Below are 6,485 nucleotides of genomic sequence, written 5' to 3' on the forward strand. Positions count from 1 at the left end.
GCGTTGAGCCGGACAATCGTCGTATCCGCCTTGGTGTCAAGCAGCTCGAGGGCAACCCTTGGCAGACCTTGCGTCACGACTATCCCAAGTTCAGCACGATCAGTGGTGTCATCACCAACGTCACAGACTTTGGCGTATTCGTGAAGGTCATGGGAGATATTGAGGGACTTATCAGCAAGTACAACTTGGTTGGTCCGGATGAGGAGTTCACTGACGAAGTACTCAAGAAGTACAATGTCGGCGATCCCATCACTGCAATGGTTGTAGAGTGCAATCCTTCGACCCAGAAGCTCTCACTCTCCGTCAAGGAGATGGTAAGACGCTCTCAGCAGTCGGAAATTGCAAAATATATCCACGAGGATAATGAGAACGATACCTACTCCCTGGCAGAAATGATGCGTTACAAGGATGAGGACAAGGAGAAGGAAGACAACTAAGGTTGTGTTCCGAATCACAGGCGGCATACCTGCCGCCTGTGTCATATACCCTTGATAACGGAGATGAGCCATGAGTAATAATTCTAAGAATGCAGCTGAGTTGACCTTGGCTGAACGAATCGAAGGATCTTTGAACCGCTTCCTTGGCAAGAACAAGAAGGCGTTGATCATCGTTGCAATTGTTGTGATTGTTGGACTGGCAACATTGGGCATTGTGCTTACCGTGAGCCAGAAGAACCTGCAGACACAATTCAACGAGATTGATCAACTAGAAGCCTCATATGTTGAGCTTCAGGCCATGGGAAGCGATGACGAAGCGTACCAGGAGACCTATGACGAACTGGTTGCTGGTTTGACAGAACTTGCAGGCAAGGGAAATAAATACCCCAGTCTGAAAGCTGAATATCTGTTGGGCATGGTGGCATTCCAGGATGAGGAGCACCAGAAGGCAGCTGACAGCTTCCTTTCTGTTTACACTGAAGCAGATGGTAACTATCTTGGCTCTCTGGCACTTGCCAATGCTGCAGCAGCAGCTGAAGAGCTCGGAAATGATTCTCTGGCACTCGAGTACTACACCAAGATTATTGATGAGTTCGGGTTTACCGCAGCTGAGTCAGCTAAGGCTCTTTTCGGGCAGGCTCGTCTGCAAGAGAAATCTGGTAACATTGAGCTTGCCAAGGCAACGTTCCAGCAGCTAGCTGACCAGTTCCCAACATCCGAGTATGCCAAGCTGGCAACCAACAGACTTGCACTCCTGTAAGCAAACGGGTTAGGGTAGGTTAGAGACCCACACCATAAGGAGGCAGATGCATGAAGAGAAGAATACCTATTCTTTCTACTGCGTCTGTCTTTTTTATTGTCCTGATCCTGCTTGTATCGTGTGGGATTGCAACCATATTCACATTTGGTACTGGTACAGTATTTACTGCTGGAAGCTTCACCGGTGATAAGGTTGCTTTAAGTCTCAATGTTGATGATAGCCTGGGTACTCTTAGCCTTATTGATTCAGGCTCTGGTCCATCTCTGATGCTATTCTATACCATCACTGACTCAGAAAACCCACAAAATTTCAAAACAGCATTCAATACCACATATAAGAGGGATTTTAATGGTGTGCAGATTACCTCTGATGCAGTGCTTACGGTTAATGATATAACGCTGTATCGCTTTTCTGATACTCTTGGAACTACATTCCAAGGACCAGAATATATTGCCACTGCCGATGTCCCCATATCCCCTGATTTCAATTGTACGCTTATAAAAACAGCAGTATCAGGAACAACAGTATCTATGGACCTGGTTTTCGATGTTGGCTCTTATACCATTCATAATTCACCAAAACTCCATAGATTTAATGGACAACCATTTGAGACAGATATTAAAGAGGTAGATGAATCATTTGAAGACTATCATATTGATGACCAATCCCCAGGCATGTTCCTCCACATCTACGGTGCTGTAAATGTCTCCAAGGGAAGTTTCAACAACATCTACTGGACTGACCTGGTTAATCTTGGGTATATCACACTCTAAATCGAAATAAACCATAACAAAAAGGTAAGAGCGAAACCAAAAACGGAATTCATATAATTTCGTCAATAATATATATTCTGTTAACTTGTAATTATTTTTAACTGATCCCCATGAATTCTATACTAAGACCGAGTTTTGGACAGGAGATTAAAAAATTAACGAATGTTTGCTACCTTATAGAAAGGAGCAAACAAGATGGGAAGGAACAGGAAAACATTCACGGATTCTTTCAAAAAAGAAGTTGCGCTTGAGGCTCTGAAAGAGCGGATTACAGTCAATGAGATTGCTACGAAGTATGGTATTTCCGGCAGCATGGTGTCGAACTGGAAGAAACAATTTCTTTCTGGAGGCTTTTCCAAGGAAGTAAAGCAGCTGAAGAAGGAACTTGCTGAAGCCCAGCGGAGAATTGAGGAAACCTATCAGGAACTCGGGAAGACCAAGATGGAGAACGAGATCCTGAAAAAAAAAGCGAATTTATAGGTGCAGACCCCTGCGCATTGGTGGATCCCCTGCTGGCAAGGCCGTTGGGAAAGGAGAGATCCTACACCCTGTCCATTTGCAGGCAGTGCCAGCTTCTGGGAGTCCCCCGTTCCTCCTATTATTACTGGAGAGACCATCATGAGGAGCAGGAACGGCTCAGACAGGAGTTATTTGCAGAGGAAAAGGAGTTTGCAGAGTTGGTGATGGGCGGTTGGGTGGAATACCCAACCTATGGTTACCAAAAAATGGCCCGTTACCTGCAGAAGGAAGGGCATCCTGAGGCGACGGAGAAACGGGTAAGGAGAGTCTACAGCCAACTTGGGCTGCAGGGATTGGTTCCCAAGTTCAAGACCACCAGGAGTTCCAGGAGGAAGGAAGGGAAGTTTCCCTACCTGCTTCGGAACAGGGAGATACGGTACGTCAACGAATGTTGGAGTAGCGATATCACTTACATCAAACTTCCGGGAGGGATGGTCTACTTCACTGCAGTAATCGACCTTTACAGCCGGAAAATTCTTTCCTGGAGGCTCAGCAATACAATGGATACCATCTTTTGCATCGAATGCGTGAAGGAGGCCATTGAAATGTATGGGATACCCGCTATTTTTAATACAGACTGTGGATCTCAGTACACAAGTAAGGAATTTGTCTCAATGCTGCAGAGCTTTGGGATTCAGATAAGCATGGATGGAATCGGGAGATGTTTAGACAATATTTTCATTTCATGCGAAATCTTAATTTATACGAAAGAATGGCCTGAAACTGTAACTGAAGGCTTTATTCTCGGCCAATATTTCGCATAATATTTTGCTACATCATGATTTCGGTTGATACTATTTGTAACCCAAAAGGAGGGTCCAATATGTATCAATCCTATGACGAAGCTTTCAAGAAGATTGAAAGCAACCTCCCTGAAAAAACCAGGAAAGAAGCCAAGGGCTATGACTATAGGCGAAGTGCCCGGCTGATCAGGGAGCATCTATCAGGAAAAGGTAGTCCTTATTCCCGGGAAGAGGCGGTCAACTGTCTCTTGTCCATCAAGTCGGGTATCGCTAAGCCTCGCTACAATCTATTCAGGAAAATCCAGTACCAGATTGCCGAGGAACTATACCCGGATTCCACTCTGCAGAACCTTAAAATCTTCTATTCCGATTCAATTCCTGATTACAACTTGCCAGAAGGGATGAATTCCTTGCTTGATGATTTTATCCAGACTGGAGTTTTAAGCCCCAAGGGATGGGTTATCAAACAACTCCGTATAGGAAGCTTCCTTAATGAGATGGCATGTCGAAACGGTCGTTCCTCAGTCTCCCAGATAACATGGGATGATGTTGCTCTCTACAGGAAGGTTTCTACTGAGTTCGCAGAGATAGGTTCTTTTCTGAATTTCCTTACTTCAAAGCACATAACACTACCTTATCTGGGGGCTGTATATTGTCATTCCCCTCAACGATTGCAAATGTATGCAAATTGTTGCAAGGATGCCAGGTATCCAGCAACACATGACATCGCTGACGTATACGCTTGCCAGGAGCTCCTGACCAATGATCTTGCTGCTGCAGGGTATAGCCAGACTGTACTGAAAACAACAAAAACAGCATTCAATGGCCTAGCCTGCTTCCTGTATGCTACCGGGATGGGATACTCACGTCAGGCAGTGGAGCTATATTCCCGCATCTATGTGGAAAAAGTCAGCAAATATCCTGCAAACGTCCGGCATCCATTTCTCTTGCTTGATGGATATCTGAATGGGGAGCGGCTGGAAACCAAGGGATACAGATCGCCTCGACCCTCAGCCGAATTCATCGATTGGTTCAAGCCCTATGCAGATAGGTATCGGAAACATCGGGAGCTTGACCATATCGGCAATTCTGCCCTGAAGGGAGACAGGAATGCACTTGTACGATTTTCGTCATTCCTTGCAAAGCAAGGGTGTTGCTGTGTCGGTGAAATCACCCGCCAGCACCTGAAGGATTTCAACCATGCTGACTCCCATAATTCATATGAGGGGAAGAACCGGTACAACAGGGTCATAAGGCTTTTCCTTCAATTTCTCTTTGAGGAGGATAGCCTCAAGGAGGATGTCGGGAAGGCTATGCCCAAAGTCAACATTGTAAGGACAAGGCCGACAAAGACACTCACTGAGGACCAGTATTCACATGTCCTCGACTATTGCGCAGAGGCCGAGAACAGTGGCAACTATTTGCATTCAGCCATCCTGAAGATAGGGCTCTGGACCGGCCTGAGAACTTCAGACATCTGCAAACTGAGGGCTGAAGATATCGACTGGGACAGGATGGAATTATCGTTGGTCCAGCAGAAGACCGGTGTCCACATAAGGGCCCCGTTCCCTGCAGGCCTGGGAAACACCATCTGGAACTACATAACCAAATCAAGGCCTGTGAAAGGCGAAGCTGGTTTCATCTTCTGCAGTTCACGGGCTCCTTTCAGGCATTACTCGAGAACCATAACCAATAAGATCATCCACAAAGCACTGCCAGGGGAAGCCGTACACTTCCAGATGCTCAGGAAGACATTTGCAACAAGGATGCTACGAAGCGGTGCCAATGTTTCTGCAATCTCTGATGCACTCGGACATATCTCGGATTCCACGGTTGACACCTACATCGACACCAATACAGATATGATGCGTATGTGCTCCATGTTCTTGCATGGAATTGAATACAAGGGGGATGTCCTATGATTGCCCCTTGCTTCAATTCAAAGCTGGCACCTTACATGAGTGCGCTTCTGGCTGAGCGGGATGATTCAGGCTTCTTCACAGGAGACCTCATAGTCTGCCTTAAGGATTTTGATACCTTCATCATTGAGAAGGGTTTCGATGACGGGACGTTTTCCCAGGCGCTTGCAGATGGCTGGAGCATCCAGCGATTTACGGAAAACAAGGCGTCACGCAACTCCAGGATAGGCCGTGTAAAGCTCCTTTCAGAATATATGGATTCAATGGGGTTGCCCATGTGTGCATCATTTGAGTTTGGCTCATCGGAGCACCCCAAGACGTATGTGCCTACCAGGGAAGAGTGTTCTGTACTGTTTTCGGTAATCGATACATGGAATCCGGTATCAGGGATCCCTGAATATATATCCTGTGCTTATTCCGTGCTGTTCCGACTGTACTACTGCCTCGGGCTGCGCCTGAATGAAGCAGTGGATCTGCAACGGCAAGATGTATCCTTCGACTGCGGCACCTTGTATATCCGCCACTCAAAGGGAGACAAGGACAGGATTGTGTTCGTCCAGGATGATCTTTTGGACCTTATGAGGCGGTATGATGACATAGTAAGTATGCATCTTCCTGAACGGCAATGGTTTTTCCCTAGCAAGAAGCAAGGCCAGCACCCGTGGAAACATAATGTATGCAGACGGTTCAGACAATTCTGGCAGTTGTCTTTTCCCGATTGGAAAGGCAGAAGGCCGACAGTGCATTCGCTGCGCCACGCATTCGTTGTGTATACCGTCAACGACTGGGTCGAGGATGGAAAGGATGCTTCGGCATTGTTCCCGTATCTTTCCCGGTTCCTGGGCCATTCCAGTATTGAGGATACGATGTACTATTACCACACGTGGGACACCGAGACAGGGGCCTTTGCACGCTTCATTGACCTGCCTTCTGCCGTTGAGGATGAAACGGAGGGCTGGCTATGAAACTTGACAATCTTGCCTTCTACAAATACAGCTTCTCGTTCCTCAACGTCTATCTACCTGACCAGAGGGGAAGGAGCCCCAACACTGTTGATACATATTCCAGTTCATTCACTGTGCTGAACAGGTTCTTGGCCGAGAAAAAGCATATCTCAGTACTTGATTTCAAGTTCTCCGATTGCACCTCGGATTTCGTCATGGAGTTTCTAGACTGGCTCAAGAGTGAAGGCAACAAGGAAGCAACCCGCAACATTCGTCTAACCTGCCTCAAAGGGTATTTGGAGTATGCGGCAAAGAAGGACGTCTCCCTTTCCTCGGTATATTCAGCAGTTGACGGAGTAAAGTGCTTGAGAGTTCCGAAAAGAGAGAAAT

General features: G+C 46.6%; 8 protein-coding genes. All 8 read left to right on the plus strand.

Annotated features, from left to right (window positions below; all coding sequences use genetic code 11):
• Positions 1-437: S1 RNA-binding domain-containing protein (locus JF818_RS05275; RefSeq protein WP_198890921.1), on the plus strand; the 437-nt coding region annotated here is incomplete at its 5' end.
• Positions 438-507: 70 nt separating this feature from the next.
• On the plus strand, positions 508-1,197 hold the full coding sequence (locus JF818_RS05280) for a tol-pal system YbgF family protein (RefSeq protein WP_198890922.1): 690 nt from the start codon (positions 508-510) through the stop codon (positions 1,195-1,197).
• 50 nt (positions 1,198-1,247) lie between these two features.
• Positions 1,248-1,970, plus strand: coding sequence for a hypothetical protein (locus tag JF818_RS05285; protein ID WP_198890923.1), 723 nt, complete (start codon positions 1,248-1,250; stop codon positions 1,968-1,970).
• A gap of 195 nt (positions 1,971-2,165) precedes the next feature.
• Positions 2,166-2,450, plus strand: a complete 285-nt coding sequence (locus JF818_RS05290) for a transposase (protein ID WP_198890924.1) — start codon at positions 2,166-2,168, stop codon at positions 2,448-2,450.
• A gap of 20 nt (positions 2,451-2,470) precedes the next feature.
• Entirely contained in the window at positions 2,471-3,253 is a 783-nt protein-coding gene (locus tag JF818_RS05295) for an IS3 family transposase (protein WP_198890925.1), read from the plus strand.
• 59 nt (positions 3,254-3,312) lie between these two features.
• Positions 3,313-5,154, plus strand: a complete 1,842-nt coding sequence (locus tag JF818_RS05300; RefSeq protein ID WP_198890926.1) for a tyrosine-type recombinase/integrase — start codon at positions 3,313-3,315, stop codon at positions 5,152-5,154.
• Positions 5,151-6,116, plus strand: a complete 966-nt coding sequence (locus tag JF818_RS05305; protein WP_198890927.1) for a tyrosine-type recombinase/integrase — start codon at positions 5,151-5,153, stop codon at positions 6,114-6,116. Before JF818_RS05300 ends, JF818_RS05305 begins: the two co-directional genes overlap by 4 nt.
• Positions 6,113-6,485: phage integrase SAM-like domain-containing protein (locus JF818_RS05310; protein WP_198890928.1), on the plus strand; the 373-nt coding region annotated here is incomplete at its 3' end. The genes JF818_RS05305 and JF818_RS05310, both read left to right, overlap by 4 nt.

Origin of the sequence: Sphaerochaeta sp. S2 (assembly GCF_016406725.1) — a bacterium.
Lineage (GTDB): Bacteria > Spirochaetota > Spirochaetia > Sphaerochaetales > Sphaerochaetaceae > Sphaerochaeta.